The 21,417-nt window shown below is 48.2% G+C and carries 17 protein-coding genes and 4 pseudogenes; 13 read left to right on the top strand and 8 right to left on the bottom strand.

The genetic code is table 11. The annotated features are described in order from the left end of the window. The first annotated feature begins 9 nt into the window (after positions 1-9). The 3 genes from P6574_RS09720 (at position 10) to P6574_RS09710 (ending at position 3,241) form a co-directional block, all read left to right on the top strand. Entirely contained in the window at positions 10-711 is a 702-nt protein-coding gene (locus P6574_RS09720; RefSeq protein WP_310620104.1) for a hypothetical protein, read from the top strand. Between the two features lie 105 nt (positions 712-816). Continuing rightward, positions 817-1,410 (top strand): hypothetical protein, encoded by a 594-nt coding sequence (locus P6574_RS09715; RefSeq protein ID WP_310620103.1) that lies wholly within the window; start codon positions 817-819, stop codon positions 1,408-1,410. A 1-nt stretch (position 1,411) separates the two neighbouring features. Next, a complete protein-coding gene (locus tag P6574_RS09710) occupies positions 1,412-3,241 on the top strand; it encodes a V-type ATP synthase subunit A (protein WP_310620102.1) in 1,830 nt (609 codons plus the stop codon). 125 nt (positions 3,242-3,366) lie between these two features. Here P6574_RS09710 and P6574_RS09705 read toward each other — a convergent pair whose 3' ends face one another. After that, a complete protein-coding gene (locus tag P6574_RS09705) occupies positions 3,367-4,869 on the bottom strand; it encodes an NCS1 family nucleobase:cation symporter-1 (protein WP_310620101.1) in 1,503 nt (500 codons plus the stop codon). A gap of 288 nt (positions 4,870-5,157) precedes the next feature. Between P6574_RS09705 and P6574_RS09700 the strand changes: the two genes are divergently transcribed. The 7 genes from P6574_RS09700 to paaZ all read left to right on the top strand — a co-directional run bounded on the left by P6574_RS09700 (position 5,158) and on the right by paaZ (position 12,180). Next, entirely contained in the window at positions 5,158-6,051 is an 894-nt protein-coding gene (locus P6574_RS09700) for a PaaX family transcriptional regulator C-terminal domain-containing protein (RefSeq protein WP_310620100.1), read from the top strand. Between the two features lie 312 nt (positions 6,052-6,363). Next, positions 6,364-7,347 carry a 1,2-phenylacetyl-CoA epoxidase subunit PaaA gene (gene paaA, locus P6574_RS09695; RefSeq protein WP_310620099.1) on the top strand — a complete coding sequence of 328 codons (984 nt, stop codon included), beginning with the start codon at positions 6,364-6,366 and terminating at the stop codon, positions 7,345-7,347. 15 nt (positions 7,348-7,362) lie between these two features. Then, the gene (paaB, locus tag P6574_RS09690) at positions 7,363-7,647 is read left to right on the top strand and encodes a 1,2-phenylacetyl-CoA epoxidase subunit PaaB (protein WP_310620098.1); all 285 of its coding nucleotides are present in this window, start codon (positions 7,363-7,365) and stop codon (positions 7,645-7,647) included. Continuing rightward, positions 7,647-8,456 carry a 1,2-phenylacetyl-CoA epoxidase subunit PaaC gene (paaC, locus tag P6574_RS09685; RefSeq protein ID WP_405048090.1) on the top strand — a complete coding sequence of 270 codons (810 nt, stop codon included), beginning with the start codon at positions 7,647-7,649 and terminating at the stop codon, positions 8,454-8,456. The genes paaB and paaC overlap by 1 nt, the downstream gene beginning before the upstream one ends. A 5-nt stretch (positions 8,457-8,461) precedes the next feature. Next, a complete protein-coding gene (gene paaD, locus P6574_RS09680; RefSeq protein WP_405048139.1) occupies positions 8,462-8,983 on the top strand; it encodes a 1,2-phenylacetyl-CoA epoxidase subunit PaaD in 522 nt (173 codons plus the stop codon). 19 nt (positions 8,984-9,002) lie between these two features. Beyond that, the gene (locus tag P6574_RS09675) at positions 9,003-10,079 is read left to right on the top strand and encodes a 2Fe-2S iron-sulfur cluster-binding protein (protein WP_310620096.1); all 1,077 of its coding nucleotides are present in this window, start codon (positions 9,003-9,005) and stop codon (positions 10,077-10,079) included. A gap of 22 nt (positions 10,080-10,101) precedes the next feature. Beyond that, positions 10,102-12,180 carry a phenylacetic acid degradation bifunctional protein PaaZ gene (gene paaZ / locus P6574_RS09670; protein ID WP_310620095.1) on the top strand — a complete coding sequence of 693 codons (2,079 nt, stop codon included), beginning with the start codon at positions 10,102-10,104 and terminating at the stop codon, positions 12,178-12,180. A gap of 543 nt (positions 12,181-12,723) precedes the next feature. Here the strand turns inward: paaZ and P6574_RS09665 are convergent. Further along, positions 12,724-13,749: an IS110 family RNA-guided transposase gene (locus P6574_RS09665; RefSeq protein ID WP_310622113.1), complete on the bottom strand. Its 1,026-nt coding sequence runs from the start codon at positions 13,747-13,749 to the stop codon at positions 12,724-12,726. Between the two features lie 133 nt (positions 13,750-13,882). Between P6574_RS09665 and P6574_RS09660 the strand changes: the two are divergent. After that, a pseudogene (locus tag P6574_RS09660) lies at positions 13,883-14,485 on the top strand (IS256 family transposase); the annotation flags it as partial. Positions 14,486-14,518: 33 nt separating this feature from the next. Here the strand turns inward: P6574_RS09660 and P6574_RS09655 are convergent. Beyond that, positions 14,519-15,169: pseudogene (locus tag P6574_RS09655) on the bottom strand (IS256 family transposase); the annotation flags it as partial. A 74-nt stretch (positions 15,170-15,243) separates the two neighbouring features. Between P6574_RS09655 and P6574_RS09650 the strand changes: the two are divergent. Beyond that, entirely contained in the window at positions 15,244-16,233 is a 990-nt protein-coding gene (locus P6574_RS09650; RefSeq protein WP_310620094.1) for an IS481 family transposase, read from the top strand. Positions 16,234-16,308: 75 nt separating this feature from the next. Here the strand turns inward: P6574_RS09650 and paaK are convergent, their stop codons facing one another. From paaK to P6574_RS09630, 4 genes and pseudogenes are all read right to left on the bottom strand, one after another. Next, positions 16,309-17,610, bottom strand: coding sequence for a phenylacetate--CoA ligase PaaK (gene paaK / locus P6574_RS09645; RefSeq protein ID WP_405048089.1), 1,302 nt, complete (start codon positions 17,608-17,610; stop codon positions 16,309-16,311). Positions 17,611-17,737: 127 nt separating this feature from the next. Then, on the bottom strand, positions 17,738-17,923 hold the full coding sequence (locus tag P6574_RS09640; RefSeq protein ID WP_310620092.1) for a hypothetical protein: 186 nt from the start codon (positions 17,921-17,923) through the stop codon (positions 17,738-17,740). Continuing rightward, positions 17,924-18,715, bottom strand: coding sequence for a 2-(1,2-epoxy-1,2-dihydrophenyl)acetyl-CoA isomerase PaaG (gene paaG, locus P6574_RS09635; RefSeq protein WP_310620091.1), 792 nt, complete (start codon positions 18,713-18,715; stop codon positions 17,924-17,926). It lies immediately after the preceding gene. Between the two features lie 642 nt (positions 18,716-19,357). Further along, positions 19,358-19,525, bottom strand: a pseudogene (locus tag P6574_RS09630) (transposase); the annotation flags it as partial. A 115-nt stretch (positions 19,526-19,640) separates the two neighbouring features. Between P6574_RS09630 and P6574_RS09625 the strand changes: the two are divergent. Beyond that, a pseudogene (locus tag P6574_RS09625) lies at positions 19,641-19,850 on the top strand (IS6 family transposase); the annotation flags it as partial. Between the two features lie 473 nt (positions 19,851-20,323). On the opposite strand, the gene P6574_RS09620 reads toward P6574_RS09625, so the two are convergent. Beyond that, positions 20,324-21,352 carry an IS110 family RNA-guided transposase gene (locus P6574_RS09620; RefSeq protein WP_310620090.1) on the bottom strand — a complete coding sequence of 343 codons (1,029 nt, stop codon included), beginning with the start codon at positions 21,350-21,352 and terminating at the stop codon, positions 20,324-20,326. Positions 21,353-21,417 lie beyond the last annotated feature (65 nt).

Here is a 21,417-nt window from a genome sequence, read left to right as displayed (position 1 = left end):
GCTTTGCAAATGGCAATAAACAAAGACAAATCCTCTTCGGCTCCCCTTTCTCAAGGAGTGAATGAGCTTATTGACCGCCTGCGGGAGAAAGGAGTGCGTGCTGGTCAACAAGAAGCAGATAGGATTATCGAGCAAGCAAGGCAGAAGGCGAGCGCTCTTTTGAAGGAAGCCAATGACACCTCGCAACAGCTTTTGAAGGAAGCTCGTAGACAAGCAGAAGCTGAGAAAAAGGCTGCCCATGATGCCTGTGAAATTGCTGCAAGAGACACCATTCTTACCATGCGTGGCTTGATGGGGGAACGACTTGCAGAAGACGTCCGAAGGCTGGTACAGCAGAATTTACAGGCCCCAGACTTGCTTCGTTCCCTTATTCTAACAGTAGCGGGAAGGGCGGCCGTCCAAATACAAACAAGTGAAACAGAGCAGATAGATATCCTTTTGCCCAAACATGCGATAGGTCTTGAGGATATTCGAGAAAACCCCGGAAAACTGAAAGACGATCCATTAACTGCAACCGTTATCGGATTGACCAGAGACATGTTGAAGGAGGGGGTAGAATTCAAAGCCAACCCGAACAGCGAAGAAGGACTGCGACTTCGATTGATTGAACGGGAAATTGAACTGGACCTGAGCGATAAGGTTATTGCCGAGCTCTTACTAGAACATTTACAGCCGCGCTTTAGGGCTCTGCTAGAAGGTATTGTGCGTTAGGAGACTTGAACGGTGGATGCCCAGTATATTACTTGTATGAGTTCCTTGCCCATGCCCTCAAGTTTGGAAAAGCTACAGTATCCTCCAATTTCGACTATACGGTTAATGAAGCGCTTTAAGATGCTTCCTGAAGCAGATCAAGGCATTCTCGAGGATGTTCGATCATTACTGACGTGGAAGTGGGAGACTCTCGAAGATGCTCATTCCCATGGTGACTACCTGACGAAACTTTTGATCTTTTATACAAGTCTGTCTGACCAAGCTATGAAAGGACTGGTTAGACAACGTTTCGAACTAAGGACTGTTATTGCGGCGCTTCGATTGCGGAGAGCTGGAATAGAGGTCAAAAACTTAGGTAAAAACTGGGCGCCAAGGGATTTCGGCAAGCCTTTTGTGCGCAACTGGCATCTTTCCTACTTCGGAATGGAGATCCGCTATGGATGGCTTCCAAAGGCCACTGAATACCTAGAAAACCATCAGGATGCGGAGTGCGAAACTCTCATTCTACTCCACCAATGGAAAGCTCTGAAGACATTCACCCATGAACATGGGTACAGCCTCGCAGCAGCGGCAAGTTATATTTTGCAATGCGACATTGCTGAGTGTTGGCTCACTAATGATCGGCAAATAGCCATTGAAACCTTTCAAAACCACATTGGCAGGGCTGTAACCAAGTGTTCCGACCTTAAGGACTTATAAAATGGACACAACCAAATGGAATGCCCATGTTGTTGCCGTTGAAGACGGGCTTGTTACCATAGAAAGTGATGGAACCCAGCCGCTTATCAAGAATGAAGTCATTTATATCTGCCCTGCTTCTATGGAGGCTGAAGCGGACACATCAACAAATACTACAAAAATAATAGGTGAAGTCCTTAGAGTTCAAGGCAATCGTGCACAGGCGCAGATATTTGAAGCTGGATATGGATTGGCCATAGGCGATCCCGTTCTTCAATCAGGTGAAATGCTATCAGTTAAATTGGGTCCTGGGTTATTAGGACGTGTTTACGACGGGCTGCAAAATCCCTTATATGACCTTACAAGCAAATATGGCTACTTTCTTCCAAGGGGGCAACGTGAACCCGCACTTCCTCAAGAGAAAAAATGGTCTTTTCAGGCAATAGTGAAAGACGGAGACGAAGTGAAAGCCGGAGACGTCCTTGGAACCGTGCAGGAAGGGCGCTTTGTCCATAAAATTCTTGTCCCTTTTGATGTTTTGGAAACTCTTCAGGTGGCATGGATTCAGGAGGGAACCTTTTCAGTGAATGTTCCGATTATCTCTTTGGAGGCTTCCTCAGGCGGGTCAATTGAAATTACAATGGAACAATCATGGCCGGTTAAAAAGGCTATACCTGAAACACTCCTGAAGAGGGGGCTGGTCAAGCGAGAATATCCCAAAACACCAGTAGCAACGACGCTTCGCTTGATTGATACTTTCTTTCCAATAGCTCGGGGGGGAACAGCCTGTATTCCCGGCCCATTTGGTGCCGGAAAAACAGTCTTGCAATCACTAATTTCCCGTTACGCTGATGTTGATATTGTAATCGTTGTTGCCTGCGGCGAGCGAGCAGGAGAGGTGGTTGAAACTATCACCGAATTTCCGAAAATGGTTGACCCTAAAACAGGGGGATCTCTCATGGATCGGACTATAATTATTTGCAATACCTCTGCGATGCCCGTGGCTGCCCGTGAAGCCTCTATATACTCTGGTATTACCATTGGGGAATACTACAGACAAATGGGCTACAATGTCCTTTTGATTGCCGATTCCACATCCCGTTGGGCACAGGCCATGCGTGAAACGTCGGGCCGTATGGAAGAGATCCCCGGAGAAGAGGGGTTCCCTGCCTACCTCACGTCAGCCATAAAGGGCGTTTACGAGCGAGCTGGTATTATAACAAATCCGGATAACAGTGTGGGAAGCTTGACCATGATCGGAACAGTTTCGCCTGCTGGCGGCAATTTCGAGGAACCCGTTACCCAAGCCACGCTCTCTACCGTGAAAACCTTTCTGGGTTTAAGTGCTAACCGTGCCTATAAACGTTTCTACCCATCCATTGACCCACTTATTTCTTGGTCTCGCTATCATCAACAACTAGCAGAATGGTTTGAAACAAATATGGGGTCGGACTGGCCACGACAGGTTATCGAATTGATGGAGCTGCTACAGCGAGGGGATGATGTATTCCAAATGATGCAGGTTACTGGGGAAGACGGTGTTACTTTGGAAGACTTCATTACCTACCAAAAAGCGCTCCTAGTGGATATGACATACTTGCAGCAGGATGCATTTGATCCGGTTGATGTTTCCGTTCCTCTGGAACGACAAAAAGAGCAGTTGGAGCTTCTTTGCCAGATAGTAGAAAGAAACTACGCAATTGAAGAAAAGGAAGCTGTTCGCTCTTTCTTTACAAAACTTACAGGCATTATGCGCAATCTGAACTACGCCCCTTGGAAATCTAGCCCCTATAAAAACTATCGGGAACAAATAGGAGAGCTCCTATCAAGTGCCAGCCCCCAAGCGGCTTAAAGATATAGATTAGTTAATGTTTTTACTTAACTATATTAATTATATCATTGAAATATAAAACATAATAAACTTATAAATTCGGGGCAGCCAGATCAGCGTGCCCCGAAAATTTCAGCATATCAGCCTTACCTGTTCAGGGCCTTGTTTAGGACAAGATAGGCGATAGCAGACATAAACAATCCTACAAACCACGCATAAGTATAGATTGTCGCAAACAAAGGAGAGACGGCACCGATCAATCCGACACTTGCCAGAAAACCTGGTAGGTTGGGTAGGATACCGATGATCAACGCTCCAAGTCCTGCCCAATTCCATCCCTGATAAGCAGTATACATACCTTTCAGGCGGAACAGATCTGATACATTTAGCTTTGTTTTACGTAGGATATAGTAGTCTGCTAGCATTACGCCGGCAATTGGGCCAAGCAATGCGGAATAGGCAATGAGCCAACCGATAATATGGTTCACCAGTACCCAGGGGAACATAACAAGGCCTATAGCCGCAGTTATATATCCGCCCATGCGCAAATTGATATTCTTGGGTGCCAAGTTGGAAAACCCATGAGCTGGTGCTACGACATTTGCTGCAAGGTTAGTCGTCAGTGTTGCGACAACGAGCGCAATCAGAGCGACAATAATGCCCACTCCACCCATACGCTCAGCCAACTCTATAGGATCCCAAATAGCTTCTCCATAAATAACCACCGTCGCAGAAGTTACTGCAGAAGCGATGAACGCAAACAAAGCCATGGGGATGGGTAGGCCAACAGCTTGTCCGATAATTTGATCTTTTTGGCTTGTTGAGTACCTTGTAAAATCAGGAATGTTCAATGCCAACGTAGCCCAAAATCCCACCATACCTGTCAGACTTGGCCAGAATACCGTCCAGAATTGACCTTCTTTTGGTTGGCCTTGTGCAAATTGACTTGGCGTGGACAGCATTTGACCAAATCCACCAGCTTTCACATAAGCCCAACCCAAAAGGGCCAGCCCCATTGCTAGTAGGAAGGGAGCTGCATAGGTTTCTAGCCAACGAATAGATTCTGTGCCGTTTTTAATGAAATAAAGATGTAGCACCCAAAAAGCTAGAAAGCAGGTAAACTGGGCTGCATTAATGCCCAGAAATGGTAGGGGGTCTCCGGCTAAAACTCCGCTTAATAACGTGTTTAGAATGACATAGATAGCAGAACCACCAACCCATGTTTGAATGCCAAACCAGCCACATGCAACAATACCACGAGCAACAGCGGGAATTTTAGCCCCCACAGTACCAAAGGAACTTCGTAGCAACACTGGAAAGGGAATTCCATACTTCGTACCAGCATGGCCGATTAGAACCATTGGAATAAGTACAATAGCATTTGCAAGCAAAATAGTAAAAACTGCCTGATCCCAGGACATACCTGCTCCAATAAGGTAGGAGGCAAGTAAATAGGTAGGAATACAAACGACCATCCCAACCCAGAGTGCCGCTATAGAAACCCAGTTCCATGTGCGAGCCTGCGTGGATGTTGGTAGCTGATCTTCATTGTATAGCTCAACATTGATTTTGCTGAGCCTTTGATGAACTATCCCAAACTCATAGGTCGTAAGGTCACCCTCTCCATTCAACATAGTTGATTCTGTCATATCAAATAGTCCCCCTTGTTGAATTGCTGAGAGCACCAATCGCACTTTAAAGCGTGTTCCAGCAATATGAGCAGCTATTGAGCGCCCTAACCAGACTTTGCCTTATAAAAACCGGTTCCAAGACAAGTGTAGCCTAGCGCTTTAGTTAATTATATGGTCAAAATACAATCACTAATTAATCAACTATTGCAGCATTACTCTTGCTTGACAACTAATCTGGAAGCATTCGATACCTATTCAAGAAAACACTCTACCCCAATGTGTACTCCACTTATAAATTTGAGATCGATGGTTCAGGCAGATCAAAAACTAACCTCCCTTTCCGTGTCTATTGCCAATAAACTAGCGCGCACTCCGCCACGGGCTACCCACTTCATCGTAACACTCTTTGGAGATGTGGCATCAGCCCGAAACGATGAGCTGTGGGTGGGCACAATTATAAATTGCTGCGCCAGACATGGAATTAGCGCCAGCCTCGTGCGCACGGCTGTATCGCGGCTGGTTTCAGCCGGCAAGTTAAAGGCAAAGCGAATTGGCAAAAAAGGTTATTACCATTTAACAGAGACAGCAAAAGAGGAGTTTAACGCCGCTTCACAAATTCTCTATGCTCCCAAACCCGCGCCGGAAGGATGGATACTTGCAATTTCCAGCGGACAGGTACAGGAAATCCCCACGCACCCTTGGGCGCAACTGCGAGAAGGGATCTTCATCGCTCCTGATCAACTTGGCCTACGGCTGCCCAAAGGGCTGTGCGCTTTAAAAGCAAACGTAATCCAAGAAGCAGAAGATATGGCTCAACTCTCGGGAAAGATCTGGGATCTGAACGCAGTTGCTTCAGCTTACTACACATTTCTTGATTTCGCGGCAGATATTCTACAGCTGCAAGAAGAATTGGCACCTTTGGATGGAGCAACCTCACTTGATATCCGATTGAGATTGGTACATACGTTTCGGCAGGCCGCTTTGTATGATCCAAACCTTCCCCGATATGCTCAGCCTGATCAATGGCCAGGATATAAAGCTCGGCAAACGTTCCAAAAAATATACCTTCAGCTGAGTGAAAACTCCGACAATTATCTAGGACAAGTTTTTCGCGATTCTATCGGCCTATTATCTACTGAAACAGCTCAAACACGGAGAAGACTTAAGACATTACACGAATACCAGCAGGTAATAACTTGAAATAAAACAATTAATTTCCTTCAATTTATATGTCACGAAATTATGATAACTATGTCTTTTACTGTGACACATTATGTGTCTATACTTTATGTAGTGTTCAAACTCACAATTAGAAGCACCGTTGGTTTGGGAGGGTCAAAGGTGAAATTTTGATTGCGGTAAAGACACTTGGAATATCACTGCAGCCATCTACTTGCAGTAACACCGAGCGATATACATACTCAAAGGTATGTATATTTCGTACCTTTAATAGGAGAAGTTACTAGCAAGATCGAAAACTGGTCTGTGAGCTATCTGGTAGGGAGGAATATCATGTACGCACAGATAGTAAAGGCTCATATCGATACTTCCGACAAGGAAGAAACCACGCAAGAACGTGAGTTTCAAAAGCGCATTGCGCGTGGTGACAAAATTGAGCCGCGGGACTGGATGCCTGAAGGTTATCGGAAAACTCTGATCCGTCAGATTGGTCAGCATGCCCATTCAGAAATTGTTGGCCAGTTACCAGAGGGGAACTGGGTTACACGCGCACCAACGCTAGAACGGAAGGCAATCTTGCTTGCCAAAATACAAGATGAAGCCGGACATGGCCTTTACCTTTACTCAGCAGCCGAAACACTAGGCGTAAGCCGTGATGAATTACTTGAAAAACTGCATTCAGGTGAAATGAAGTACAGCTCCATCTTTAACTATCCTACCCTGAACTGGGCTGATATTGGGGCAATAGGATGGCTGGTGGATGGTGCGGCTATTATGAATCAGGTGCCGTTGCAGCGTACTTCCTTTGGCCCCTATTGCCGTGCAATGATCCGCATATGTAAAGAAGAAAGCTTTCACCAGCGGCAGGGGTACTCGATCATGATGAGCATGGCCAACGGGATACCGGAGCAAAAGGAAATGGCGCAGGACGCCTTGAATCGCTTTTGGTACCCCTCGTTGATGATGTTTGGCCCCTCAGACAAAGAATCTATCCATACCGCCAAATCTATTTCTTGGAAGATCAAGATTAATACAAATGACGAGCTGCGCCAGAAGTTTGTAGACCAGACAGCGCCACAAGCCGATTATCTTGGCCTCAAAATTCCTGATGAAAACTTGAAGTGGAACGACGAAAAAAACGGCTATGACTTTAGCGAACCCAATTGGTCAGAATTCTTTGAGGTGATCAAGGGAAACGGGCCATGTAACAGCGAACGAATGGCAGCCCGCGTCAACGCATGGAATGAGGGGGAATGGTATCGTGACGGCCTTTCGGCCTACGCGAAAAAAGCGGCATCCCGCCGCCCAGCGTCATAAGTGGGAGGATTGGAAATGTCGAAAGAGTGGCCTCTGTGGGAAGTGTTTATTCGAGGGCAGCATGGCCTCAATCACCGTCATGTAGGTAGCCTACATGCACCAGATGCACAGGTGGCCCTCAAAAGTGCTCGCGATGTTTACACTCGACGCAAAGAAGGAGTTTCAATTTGGGTTGTACCCTCAATGCAAATTACCGCTTCCAGCCCATCCGACAAGGGGCCGTTTTTTGATCCGGCAGAAACAAAAGTATATCGCCATCCAACTTTTTTCGACATTCCTGAGGAAGTGGGGAATATGTGATGGGAGTGAACATGCAGTCCATTACATCAGACCCAATGATTAGCCGTCCCGATTTATCTTCAAATTTTTTCGAGTGGCTCTGCAGGTTGGGGGACAATACGCTTATCCTTAGCCACAGGCTGTCCCAATGGTGTGGTCACGGCCCATCTTTGGAAGAAGATATAGCACTCACCAATATATCTCTTGACTTAATCGGCCACACCCAGATGTGGCTAACCTTAGCCGGAGAAGTCGAAGGTAAGGGACGAAATGCCGATACCCTTGCTTTCCTGCGTGATGCCTATCACTTTCGAAATATACTTATGGTAGAACTGCCAAAAGGTGACATGGCCTTTACTCTCATGCGCCAGCTCTTTTTCGATACCTTCCATTTCCACCTCCTCAATAACCTCACAGACAGTGCCAGTCCCCGCACCGCGGAAATTGCAGCAAAGGCCCTAAAAGAAGCCAGTTACCATCTGGAACGCTCTGCAGGCCTTGTCGTACGCCTTGGGGATGGTACGCGTGAGAGCCAGCAACGCATGCAATTGGCACTAGCACAGCTTTGGCCCTATACAATGGAAATGTTCATGGAAGATGACGTTGATGAAGCGATGGTAACAGCTGGTATTGCCCCACCACTTAAAAGCCTGAAAACAAGCTGGGAAAGCGCACTCCAGTGCATTCTAGAGGAAGCCACGTTAACTATACCCGACCATACTTCTTATGCCCACGCGGGCGGCAAAAAGGGCCGCCATACAGAACATCTGGGTTATTTGCTGGCGGAAATGCAGTTCTTGCAACGCGCCTACCCGGGGGTAAGCTGGTGAGTTCTATAACAGGCAGTTCACCTTGTACTGAGCAAATCCTTGAATGGCTCCATGAAGTCCCTGATCCAGAAATTCCAGTAATATCCATCATGGACCTTGGTATTGTTCGCGGTGTGTTCTTTGACGGGCAAGAAGCAATTATTGAGGTGACCCCGACTTATTCAGGCTGTCCGGCGACTTCCTTTATAGAGCTCAGTATTGAGACCCACTTACGTGCCAAAGGGATTAAGCATGTTCAGATAAAGCGACGGTTGTCACCTGCCTGGACTTCTGAATGGCTCTCAACGCAAGCACGACGAAAACTAAAAGACTTTGGCATTGCTCCACCCAAGGATGGAACAGCAATAAAAGCTCCTATGCAAGAACGAGCTGGTAAGCTCTTAGGAAAGGCAGGGTATGTTGTGGAATGTCCCCGATGCGGCTCTGTAAGAACTGAGAGGGTCAGCCAGTTTGGTTCCACTCCTTGCAAGGCAGCTTATTGCTGTACTGACTGTCTGGAACCTTTCGATTATTTTAAATGTATTTAGCCTTAGGGAGGAAATCTGAATGTCTCGTTTTCATCCCCTTCAAGTTACTGGAATTCGTAGGGAAACCCGTGATTCGGTTGTAGTCACTTTGAAACCAAGAGAGCAAGATACTTCAAAGTTCTTTTTTATTCAGGGACAATATCTGACTTTCCGCCGTCACTTTGACGGGCAGGAACTACGTAGGTCTTACTCCATCTGTAGCGGAGTTGACGAAACCCTTTTGAAAGTTGGTGTTAAGCGTGTGGACGGGGGAGCCTTTTCCACTTGGATTAATGAGGAGCTTCAAACCGGTGACATAATAGAGACCATGCCCCCAATGGGGAATTTTTTCTCCCCCATAGAAAGAAGCAAAACAAAATTCTATCTCGGATTCGCGGGAGGATCAGGTATTACCCCCGTTCTTTCGATTATAAAAACCGTTTTAATGCATGAGAAAAATGCGCAGTTCACATTGTTCTATGCTAACCGCAATGTAAGCTCAATTATGTTTCGTGAGGAGCTTGCTGATCTGAAAAATCAATATATGGACCGTTTTTCAGTTGTACATATTCTTGAGTCCGAACAGCAAGAAGTCGACTTTTTTTTCGGTCTTATCGACGCCTCAAAAATGAAGCGTCTTTTTGAAACTCTCATTGAACCCAGTGCCGTCGATATGGCTTTTATCTGCGGCCCTGAGCCGATGATGCTGACCATTGCTGACGGACTGCGCCGACATGGCCTGTCGGAAGACAAAATCAAGTTTGAGCTTTTTTCCTCCTCCCAGCAGGGTAAGGCCAAATCCCCTATTAAGGCCAAACGGGTAAATGGAAGAGAAGTGATCTGTGAGGTTTCGCTAACAATTGATGGCCTGACCCGCTCTTTCAAAATGCCCAAAGCTGGTGATCATATTCTTGATGTGGCCCTTACCCAAAAAATCGAGGTTCCATATGCTTGCAAAGCAGGAGTGTGCTCAACCTGCCGCGCCAAACTAATCGAAGGCGAGGTAGAAATGGAATCCAATCATGCATTGGAAGATTACGAAGTGCGAGCAGGTTATGTACTTTCCTGCCAATGTCTGCCGCTTACTGACAAAGTATCTCTAACCTATGACGAGTGATTTTGCGGAGGAGGGAATGAGCATGACGAGAATAGGGGGAAATCCACGCCGTCTTCAAAGTTATCTTTGCGGTGCCTGGGAACAGGGGGAAGGAGAGGGGCACCCTATAGCCCATGCCGCAACTGGAGCTGCGTATGCCCTTATCGGTTCCCAAGGACTGGACTATAAAGGTGCGTTGGAATGGGGGCGCAAAGTGGGAGGAGATGCCCTGCGCAAGTACACCATTCACGAACGGGCCTTGATGTTAAAGGCCATTGGCGTGAAGCTCTTGGAACGAAAGGAAGAGCTCTATCAAGAGAGTTTCGCCACGGGCGTTACAAGACGTGATGCATGGCCCGATATCGATGGTGGTATTGGGACTTTGCTCAGCTTCTCATCCAGAGCCCGTAGAGACTTTCCAAACACAAGTGTCTTAACTGAAGGTCCTGTGGAACAGCTGTCGCGAGATGGGTCATTCGTTGCGCAGCACATCCTCTCACCGTTAGAAGGAGTGGCCATTCATATCAATGCCTTTAATTTTCCGATTTGGGGAATGCTGGAGAAAATTGCCCCCGCTTTGATTGCTGGTGTGCCATGCTTAGTAAAACCGGCTTCTCAAACAGCTTATCTAACAGAGCTGGTGACACGGCGTATTCTGGAAATGGATATTCTGCCTAAAGGGGCTTTGCAGTTGATCTGTGGTAGCCCCACTAACCTTTTAGACCACGTTGGCGAGCAGGATATCGTCACATTTACAGGGGCTGCCTCTACAGGACATGCTATTCGCACCTTACCTGCCATTGTTGAAAAATCGGTTCGTTTTTCTATGGAGGCAGATAGTCTAAACGCAACTATACTTGGCAAAGATGTAACGAAGGACTCTCCTGAATTTTCCTTGTTCGTGAATGAGATTGTTCGTGAAATATGTACCAAATCCGGCCAAAAGTGCACGGCAATCCGCCGTATTTTGGTACCACGTAATCTTGAGTACCCGATTATCGAGGCTCTTAGTCAAAAACTCTCCAAAATCGCTGTTGGTCTGCCTCAGGATGATACAACTCGGATGGGATCTTTAGTGTCCTTGAAAGAACGAGATGCAGTCCGCAGACAAGTTCAGAAAATCCAAGTAGATGCTGATATTGTGAATGGTAGCATTGAGGACGTCAAACTTATCTCAGGAGATGCGGAATACGGCGCATTCCTTAATCCAGTCCTCTTGCATTGCAAGGATGCAATGAGAGCGAATGCTGTCCATGAGGTGGAGGCGTTTGGCCCAGTCGCAACTGTAATGGCCTATGATGAAACTGAGGAAAGTGTCGCAATTACACGCAAAGGGAAGGGCTCACTTGTCTCCTCTGTTTTCACCAATTGCCCAACGATTGCTGGTGAACTGACACGGGGACTGGCCTCTTATCATGGCCGAGTGCTCCTAGGGAATCGCACAAGCGCCAAGTCTTCAACTGGGCATGGTGCGGCTTTGGCTCAGCTTGTTCATGGAGGTCCGGGCCGTGCAGGAGGCGGTGAGGAGATGGGCGGTATACGTGCCGTGAAGCATTTCATGCAACGCAGTGCCATTCAAGGTGCGCCGCAAATGCTCAGCGCAATCATCGGAGAGTGGGTAAACGGCGCACCAGTGAGCAACGGAATCCACCCGTTCCGCAAACCCCTGAGCGATCTGACTGTCGGAGACCAGATTAGAACCCAATCTCGGGAAGTAACGCGGGAGGATGTGGAACGGTTTGCCCGGTTTACCGGCGACACTTTCTATGCGCATATGAACAGTGCAGCTGCAAAAGAAAACCCGTTTTTTGAAGAACGTGTTGCCCACGGATATCTCATAGTCTCTTTTGCCGCAGGTCTGTTTGTCGATCCCGACCCAGGTCCTGTTTTAGCCAACTATGGCGTGGACAATCTGCGTTTCCTTACGCCTGTTTACTTCGGTGATAGTCTGGCAGTTCAACTTACCTGCAAGCAAATAAACCCACGTGAAAACGCTGATTATGGGGAAGTTCGGTGGGACTGCCGTGTTACCAAACAAAATGGTGAAGTTGCAGCACAATATGACGTTTTGACAATGGTCGCGAAAACATGGCCGATTCCTGAAACGGTGTGCCAGCATTAACATTCCAGTAGTCAATTGGGGGCCGCTGGTTTTGCGGTCCCATACTAGAATTTGGACACATTAAGCTGAATTGTATTTCCAGAGGCTTCATACTGATTTATAAGCCTCTGCCATGGGTGACTTATCCCTTTTATCTGAAGTCTCTATGGCTCAAATATCTATTTGCTCTCCACGATCTCGAGGTTGGGCAAGGGTAGAGAACAGACGCGTTTTATCAGTTATAATGTTTATTCCCCAAAATGGCCTTTGTTTGCGGGATGCGATAACGTACAATTTCTTTGGCATCTGTGGATGCCCCGTGTTTTGCAAGTTGTTTTTCGAGCAATTTTGGCATGTGATCGGTTGCGGTCATCTGTCAGGCCTCGTTGTGCGGCGCTGCATTTGCCGCGGGCCGGTATGGAGATACGCAACTTGGCTCCAATACACATTTGCGGGCTTTTTGCCCGGTGCGAAAGACTGGTTATGCCAAGTCGGATCTAGTCGATCGTTTACCCTTACTGCTCAAAGCCCTCCTCACATCCCGACGGACCTGTCCTGAAGCACCTATTTAGCCGGGGACAGGTTTCGGTAGTCTTCATCTTTGACCAACATAGCCCACAATCTACGAGCCATTTTGTTTGCAAGCGCGATAGCCACCACCATACTTGGTTTTCTTTCAAGCATTCTTCCAAGCCATAAGCTTTCTGGCCTCCCCGTCCGCCGGGCAGCACCAATGAGTGCCATAGCTCCGATGATCAAAAGCCTTCGGATATCGCGCTGGCCCATTTTCGAGGTTCGGCCCAAGATCTGCCTTCCCCCTGTTGAATATTGTTTTGGCACAAGCCCCAGCCATGCGGCAAAGTCCCGCCCTCGGCGGAACGTGCTCATTGATGGGGCAAATGCTGTAACCGCCATGGCCGTTATCGGCCCTATTCCGGGCATGGTTTGCAATCTTTGCGCAGCCTTGTCCTGGTTCGCTTCTATTCGAAGCTGCTTTTCCAGGGACTGGATCCGGTTTGTGAGCAGTGCAATTTGCTCCAGGTAGATCTGACCGAGTTGAAGCACCACAGGAGGCAGGTCACTGTTCGGAGCATTCAAAGCCTCAGCCAGTTTCTTAACGTGTATCGCCTTTCTTGGTGCGAGGCAGCCAAACTCAGCCAAATGAGCTCTCAAGGCGTTGATCAACTGAGTACGTTGACGTACAAAAAGATCGCGGCTACGGAATAACACGGCGCGACTTTGCTGATCCTTTGATTTTATCGGAACCGTACGCATTGTGGGGCGCGACGCTGCTTCCGCAATGGCTTCCGCGTCAGCTGCATCGTTTTTTTGACGTTTTACAAATGGTTTCACATAGATTGGGGGAATCAATTTAACATCATGCCCCAGAGCGCGAATTTCTCGCCCCCAACTATGGGCAGTAGCGCAAGCTTCCATTGCCACAACACAAGGTTCTTGTTTGGCAAAGAACGGTAACATCTGCCCGCGTGACAATTTCCGTCGAAATAAAACCTTGCCGTCTGGTGCCGCACCATGAGCTTGAAAACTGTGCTTTGCCAAATCTAAACCTATAATGCTAACCTCTGCCATGGATGTCCCTTCCCAATCTTCGATTGCTTCAATCGTAAATATGGCACATTGCGATGCCGCCGGGTGGGGCATCCACTCCATCACATTTGCTGTTGAGTTCGGTTCCACTCACACTGGATGAGGGGATCAAATTATGGATGAGAGTGATAAGCAGAAGGAATTGAACAACGTCATCCGCATTGATGAGGCGCGGATCAAGGACCATCTTGGCGAGATGGTGCGTGGCACGGTTGAAGAGGCCTTGAATGCGATGCTGGATGCGGAAGCCGACCAATTGTGCGGGGCTGGACGCTATGAGCGCTCTGAAGGGCGCCGGGACACGCGGGCAGGCAGTTATGAGCGCTCTCTGCATACCAAGGCAGGGCCGGTGAAACTGAAGATGCCGAAGCTGCGCAAGCAAGCCTTTGAGACGGCCATCATCGAGCGTTACCAGCGCCGGGAAAGCTCGGTAGAAGAAGCGCTTATCGAGATGTATCTGGCCGGCGTCTCAGTACGCCGTGTAGAAGATATAACCGAGGCTCTGTGGGGCACGCGGGTGTCGCCAGGTACAGTATCCAACCTCAATAAGAAGATCTATGCCAAGATCGAGCAATGGTGCCAGCGCCCCATCGAGGGCAACCATCCTTACCTGTATCTGGACGGCATTGTGATGAAGCGCACTTGGGCTGGGGAAGTACGCAATGTTTCATTGCTGGTGGCTTCGGCTGTCAATTCAGAAGGATATCGCGAGATTCTGAGGTATTGTCAATTCTGGTGTATGAGCATTTGCTTAAGCAGCTTTCTGATCGGGTTGTTGTTGTTCAATTCCATCTTTGAAGTCGATGCCTGTGATGAGTTTGCCAAGATCGGCAAAGCCGCGTAGTTTTCGCCATCTTGTCTGCGCGCATTGCGCGAGTTTGAACATCATCTGCAGCATGCCATCGCGGTTGAGGCAGCCCTTAGCGCGTTTGGTGCGGTGTCTTATGGTAGCGAATGTGGATTCAATGGGGTTAGAGGTGCGGATGGACTGCCAGTGCATCTGCGGAAAATCATAGAACGTGAGGAGGTCGTGCTGGTCCTTGAGAAGGCATTCTACAGCCTTGGGATACTTACCCTCAAACTGTTCAACAAACAGATCAAAAGCTGTTTCAGCCGCTGCCTTCGTCGGCGCCATCCAAATATCTTTTACGGCAACCCTTGCCTTATCCTGCACCGACTTGGGCAGGTAGCCAACGATATTGTTTGTCTTATGCACCCAGCAGCGTTGGTGGCGCGTCGCGCTGTAGACTTGGTCAAGGGCAACCCAAAACCCCATAGCCCCGTCACCGGTTGCCAGTTTGGGCGCGTTCATGCCACGCTCTTTCAACTTTAACAGCACCTCCCGCCAGCTCTGCGTGCTTTCGCGCACACCATCCTCGATAGCAAGAAACTTCTTCTGTCCCAGCACATTAGATGTTTAGTCCCGCGAGCAGATGGAATCGGTTTAACATTGACTTCATCATTTCGGGAGGACTTATGGGACAGGTATTACACGGCAGCGCCACGACTACTCACGCGGTTCGATCAGCCATACAAAAATCGGATGCAACCATCAAAGAGTTGAGCCGGCGCTATAACATCAATCCCAAAACGGTGATGAAGTGGAAACATCGCAATAGCGTGGAAGATCAACCTATGGGGCGGAAGAATCCCCGCTCCACAGTCCTGAGCGTGGCAGAAGAAGCGGCGTGTGTCGCTTTTCGCAAGCACTCTTTATTGCCACTCGGTGACTGCCTTTACGCCCTGCAGGAAACGATCCCGCGTCTGACCCGCTCGTCCCTGCATCGCTTATTCCAGCGCCATGGGATTTCGCGCCTGCCACCACCGGATATGAAAGCGAACAAGAAACGCTTCAAAGCCTATCCAATTGGTTACTTTCATCTTGATATTGCTGAGGTTCGTACGCAAGAAGGCAAGCTCTATTTGTTCGTTGCCATTGACCGAACCTCAAAGTTCGCCTTTGTCAAACTCTTTGAAAAAGCCACCAGAAGGATTGCCAGTACCTTTCTGCGGGCCCTTATTGAAGCGGTTCCCTACAAGATCCATACCGTGCTGACCGATAACGGCACCCAGTTCACTGACCCCAAAGGGTACAGCTGGAACGCCAGTGAGGTTCAACATTTGCTCACAACAGGCCAGTTGTTTCGTGCTCATGCATTTGTTCTGGCTTGTGCCCAAAATGACATTGACCACCGGCTTACCAAACCAGCCCATCCGTGGACAAATGGCCAGGTCGAGCGCATGAACAGAACCATTAAAGAAGCAACCGTTCGGCGCTACTATTACCGCACACACAACGAACTAAGAGCCCATCTGGACACATTTATTCAGGCCTATAACTTCGCCAAGCGCCTCAAGGCTCTTCGGGGCCCAACACCCTTCGACTATATTACCAGACAATGGACACAAGAGCTGGACAGATTTATAAAACAACCACACCATCTGCTCGCGGGACTAAACATTTAATTTAAATTCTGAGAGCTGCAATAAAGCCCTAACGCGTACCGTTGGGTAGAATTCAAACAGCCAACAAGAATTATTCTAATTTTTCAAACGCCTGTCTACAACGCGGATTGCTTTGCCTTGGGAACGGGCAATTGTCTCTGGTAATTTGAACTGAACCCTCGAAGAAACCCCAATAACAGATTTAATATGATGGACCAACTCGCTCCCAGACGTTTTACGTGCTTCTTCACTGTGGAAACCTTCCGAGGGCTCAACCAAAATTGTCATCTGGTCCATACGCCCACGACGACTAAGTTCAATCTGGAAATGAGGCGAAATCCCTTTACACTTCAGAATTTGTTCTTCAATTTGGGTAGGAAACACGTTAACGCCGCGCAAGATGATCATGTCATCATTTCTCCCCGTAATCTTTTCTATCCGACGCATGGAACGTGCAGTTCCTGGTAAGAGACGTGTCAGATCACCGGTGCGATAACGGACCATAGGCAAGGCTTCTTTTGTAAGGGTTGTCAGGACCAGCTCACCCATTTCACCATCTGGCAGAATATGCCCCGTTTTCGGATCTATGATTTCGGGATAGAAATGATCTTCCCATATATGAAGGCCGTCCTTGGTTTCAACGCACTCATTCGCAACCCCTGGTCCAATAATTTCCGAAAGGCCATAGATGTCAACTGCATGCATGTTGAATGTCTGTTCTATTTCCTGGCGCATTGCGTTGGTCCAAGGTTCGGCTCCGAAGATCCCAGTCTTAATCGAACATGCTTTCGGGTCCAGACCTTGCCTGCGGTACTCATCCAAAATGGAAAGCATATAAGAGGGGGTAACCATGATAAGATCGGGCCTAAAATCCTCCAATAAAATAACTTGCCGCTCTGTCATGCCACCAGAAATAGGTACAACAGTACAACCGAGTTTCTCTGCTCCATAGTGAGCCCCCAGCCCCCCCGTGAATAGACCATACCCATAGGCGATATGAGCAATATCGCCGGCACGTCCACCGCTTGCATATATAGAACGGGCAACAACCTCGGACCAGACTTCAATGTCACTTTGAGTATACCCCACAACAGTTGGCTTACCCGTGGTTCCTGATGAGGCGTGAATACGTACGAGTTTATTTTGGGGAACAGCAAACATTGCGAAGGGATAGCTGTCCCGCAAGTCTTGTTTGTAGGTAAACGGAAACTTCTCAAGATCACCCAGCTCGGTAAAGTGATCCGGATGAATGTTATTTTTGTCAAATCGCCTCTTAAAGAACGCCGAGTTTTCATAGGCATGGCTGAGTGACCATGCTAGACGTGTTTCTTGCAGGGCAGAGATTTCATCTCGGCTTGCAACCTCAATGCGGTCCAGAAATTTACGATTATTTGTCACAGCAACCACGCCTCCTCCTATTAAAGAAGTATACGTTTTAATAGAACCACTTCACTGCTTAACCTCATGTACGCACGACCCCTTAATCAAATATCGGAAACCGCTTTTGGAGAAACGTTGTAGACATTCACGTAACCGTTAAGCTTGTATTCGATATCGTCTCATTCAAGCTGCGAGATATCCCTCGTAACTTTGCAATTACTGACCCGTCTTCACGAAGAATTTTAACACCATATATGCCTGAGCGCACTTTTCGGTAAACTGCTTTGGCAACTGCAAGGTCTTGATCAGACATTCCGTCGGAAGCACTCATCTACTTGCCCGAGAACTTGGGAGCACGCTTTTCTAAAAAGGCTGAGACACCTTCGGCATAATCATCTGTGTAGCCCGCATCTCTCTGGCAATCTCGCTCCATATCCAGATGCCTGTCAAATTCATTTGTCGCTGCGGCCTGTATCAAGCGCTTGGTTAGCCCAAGACCAACTGTTGGACCCTGCGCTAGTGTATTAGCCATAGCTGTAGCCTCGTTAAGCAAGTCTTCATCTGCTACCGCTTTCCAGATCAGTCCCCAAGACTCGGCAGTCTCGGCGGAAAGGGGGGCAGCTGTCAGTGCAAGTGCCTTTGCTCGAGGTTCTCCTAGAATGTGAGAAAGTGTCCATGTTCCCCCCACATCTGGAACAAGACCAATTTTCGAAAACGCCTGGATAAATCTGGCCGAACGCGCTGCAAAAACAATATCACAGGCCAATGCAATATTGGCACCTGCTCCAGCGGCAACGCCGTTGACTGCGCAGATGATGGGTTTTTCGAGTGACCTCATAAGCCGAACAGTCGGATTATAAAGTGTGTCCAGTGTATCTCCCAAATTTCGTCGCTTTGTACGTCGACTTGGATCTCGATCTCCAAGGTCTTGCCCGGCACAAAAACCACGCCCTGCACCGGTTAATAGGACAGCGCGAATATCTTTTTCAGAATGTGCCCTCTCAAGCTGAGCATGCAAAGCCAGATTCATATCAGTGTTGAAGACATTCAGTTTGTCGGGTCTGTTGAGCTTTAATGTTAGTACACCACTGTCAACCTTTGAAAGAACACTATCATTCATCATTTGAATTCCTCCCTCTCACTCCAAAGCCCTTATGCTGCACAAAACGGCATAAGGCCAAGCCTGCCGCCACGCGACACATTCAAGTCCTAACAATTATCGACTTTAAGGGGGGGAAGGCATCAGTCCGAGTCGAATTAACATTTTATGTGAGCGGAAAAGTCAAAGCACCCTTGAAATATAGGGGGTATCTCTATTCATTGAATTATTGGCTTTCAAACACTCAGAGCAGTCTATTGCATAAGAGATTCCATCTCACTCAACATTTTGTCAATAATGTCAGCAGCGCTCTTGATTTTCTTAATAAATCAAGCAGCTTCCCCAAGCCACACGGCTGTTTTCTCTGTATCTCCTTGCTTGACACAAGCGTTGTTCATAGCTCCCTCGCCACTAGATTGGCCCGTAAGAAATCCTCGTGCCCGTACCAGCTCCGAGTAAAACTATTTTGCCAAATGCAAGCCGTACCCCGTCGTCCAAAAAATACCTCAGGCAAAATCCGGTAGGGTTGTGCGCAGTGTTTCATCTCCGCTTGCGCCTATAGTGCATCATGACGACGCGGATTTACCAAGGTTTCCATTGCGGCCCAAAACCTAAAGCCTTTCGATATTATGTAGAAACATATCCTGCGGCCTTGAAGTAATTCCATCACTCCTGTGGGGTGAATAGGTCGCATATGTCTCCGATTGCGCTTATCAGCACCTCAAAGGTTCTGGCTTTCCTCTTTCTTTAGTGGGCCTTGAGTTTTGAAAAGACCATTTCAATGGGATTGAGATCGGGAGAATAGGGCGGCAGGAATAGAAACCAACAACCCTTTTTCTTCAGCGCTTTGGCTGTTCCGGGAGGCATTGCCAAATTAACTTAGATAAGTTGTTAGGTCGCATTATTGGCAGATTTTATACAGTGGTTTTAGTTGTATAGTCTGCCCATAGAGAATTCGCACCGTCCTACAAGAAAGCGAGAAAAGATTATGGGGCGCTTCAAGTTGGCTCGGCAAGTGCAACGGTTCCTCTCCAACCACGACCAGATTAACACCATTTTCCGCCCGCGTCGTTATAATCTATCCTCTCATTCCTACCGCCAGGCTAAAAATGATGCTCTCAAACTTTGGGCTGATTACACAGTCTCAATCAAAGCCTGATCCTTGTGAAAATTTGTGCTTTTCAGCCTCCACCAAACAACCTGATAATGCCATATAAACATATAGCGTTCACTGGAAACGAGGAGTTGAAACCATTCACATATTCAGAAACGGTCAGATCGGGCAAGTGGGCGTTCCAGCCTATCGTCAGTTCAAGGCGCACGCAGAATAACTGTGTCTAGACCATAGGGTCAGAGGAAGCTTACGACATGTATGGATGCCTTAGTCAATGCGAGAGTTACTCAGACGTAAAAACCATGGGATCAAGTGCGCACGTGTATCAGGCCTTTTTGCAAGATTTTGTCCTCGCGGGCCGTTATGGATAAGCGCCGATCAGGTCCAATATCATAACCACGAGCTCAAAGCTCCGTGTCGCAAACTGGTTTTCCTGATCCGATCTTAGTGATCCTGGGTCCTTAACTGTCAGATGTCCCTTGCAATCCCTCCCGGCTTACCGACGAAACAAGCCACGTTCACACAGCCATGCTTGCCGGATCTTGATAGGTTTCTCCCTTTGTTATCATTGCCCATACTGTTCGCGCCATTTTATTTGCCAGCGCCACAGCGGCCACCAGAGGAGCTTTTCTTGCCAGCAAGGCCTCAAGCCACGGATGCCGGGGCGCGCCTTTTTTGCGGGCCCACCAAATAACTGTTGTCGCGCCAATAATCAGCAGCCTGCGAATATCACGCTGGCCGGCTTTAGACGTCTTCCCAAGCCGCGTTTTGCCCCCCGTTGAGTGCTGCTTGGGAACCAGGCCCAGCCAAGCGGCGAAATCCCGCCCGCGCTTGAACGTGGCCATTGCGGGGGCAAAAGCCTCTATCGCTATCGCGGTGATTGGGCCGAGCCCGGGAATGGTTTGCAGAATTTTTACCGTACCACTGTTTCTGGCCAATGTCTGAAGTTTTTTCTCAAGCACCTTAATCTTTTGCGTATGCTCGCCAATCTGTTCAAAGTACAACCTCGCCATTTCATGAACAATCTCAGGAAGATGTCCCCCATCCGCTTCAAGACGCTGCCTCAGCTTCTCAACATGGACCGCGCCATGAGGGACGACCAGTCCATGTTCGGCCAAATGCGCCCGCAGCGCGTTAATCATTTGGGTTCGCTGGCGCACCAGAATCTCACGGGTGCGGAACACCATCGAACGGGCCTGTTGAAGTTCGCTTTTGACCTCCACAAAGCGCATGGTGGGACGGGCGGCGGCTTCGGCAATGGCAAAAGCATCGTTGGCGTCGTTTTTCTGGCGCTTAACAAAGGGTTTGACGTAAATCGGCGCAATCAAGCGAACCTCGTGCCCCAGCTTTCCCACCTCTCTTCCCCAATAATGGGAACTCGCACAAGCCTCCATTGCGACAAGACAAGTTGGCAGCTTACCCAAAGCCTTCAAAAAACCCGCACGAGAAACCTTCTTTGAAAACACGACATGTCCGTCTGCAGCGGCTCCATGCAGTTGAAAAACGTTCTTTGATAAATCAACTCCAACAACGGCAAGGTTCTTCATGGTTGCGTCCCTCTTTTTCCAAAAGCTACATTCTGCTCAGTATTGCAGAAATGCGCCGGGAGAGG

It is taken from the genome of Pseudovibrio sp. M1P-2-3 (assembly GCF_031501865.1).
GTDB lineage: Bacteria > Pseudomonadota > Alphaproteobacteria > Rhizobiales > Stappiaceae > Pseudovibrio > Pseudovibrio corallicola.
This window is presented reverse-complemented; position numbering and strand designations above follow the sequence as displayed.